General features: G+C 68.3%; 1 protein-coding gene and 1 pseudogene. Both read left to right on the plus strand.

Annotation, left to right across the window (positions count from 1 at the left end):
* The first annotated feature begins 126 nt into the window (after positions 1-126).
* Positions 127-468: a phage tail fiber protein gene (locus ON31_RS09550; RefSeq protein ID WP_039811745.1), complete on the plus strand. Its 342-nt coding sequence runs from the start codon at positions 127-129 to the stop codon at positions 466-468.
* Between the two features lie 2 nt (positions 469-470).
* Positions 471-688: pseudogene (locus ON31_RS37515) on the plus strand (hypothetical protein); the annotation flags it as partial.

Consider the following 688-nt stretch of genomic DNA (forward strand, 5'->3'; position numbering starts at 1 on the left):
CTCGTCCCCGCCGGAACAAAATTCGTGCTCTGGATTCACTACCCGAACACACTCACCAGCACCACCGACGATTACCCATGGATCAAGGGCGTAGCCCGCCGGTCATGAGCCGCAAGGAGATTCACCATGTCCAGCACAACCGCCGTCAAGAACGCTCAAGCCAACAACTGGGCATCCCTCGGCGCGAGCTACAGCCTGCACACCGCCGACCCTGGTGTCGACGGCACCGCGAACGAAGCCAGCGGCGGCGGCTACGCCCGCCAAACAACCACCTGGGGCGCAGCGGCCGGCGGCGTCGTCACCGGCTCACAGCTCGTATTCACCGTCAACGCGGGCACCTACACCCACATGTGCCGCTGGAACGGTACGACGCTGCTCAATATCCTCGACACCCCCGACGCGACCGTGTCTCCGGCCGGTGAGGTCAAGGTGACCCCGTCCTACACCTACCCGGCGAGCGCCGACTAGCCATGCTGCCGTTTCCCGGCCCGGACACCCGCACGGCATCGCTTCCCGGCCCGGACGCGCACACCGTGCCGTTCCCCGGAGCGGATGCCCGCGCGGTTGGGTTCCCCAGTCTGGGGCCGTCCACGGTGCCGTTCCCCGGCCCGGACATGCGGGCCGGAGTCTTTCCGCCCCCGCCGCTGTTCGTCGTCGAGCTGCTCGCACCCGCGCTCGGAGGCGGCGT

This window comes from Nocardia otitidiscaviarum NBRC 14405 (assembly GCF_000308635.1).
Taxonomy (GTDB): domain Bacteria; phylum Actinomycetota; class Actinomycetes; order Mycobacteriales; family Mycobacteriaceae; genus Nocardia; species Nocardia otitidiscaviarum.

Coding starts and splice junctions, on each gene's coding strand:
- ON31_RS09550 (WP_039811745.1), top strand. CDS start 127: ATGTCCAGCACAACCGCCGTCAAGAACGCTCAAGCCAACAACTGGGCA.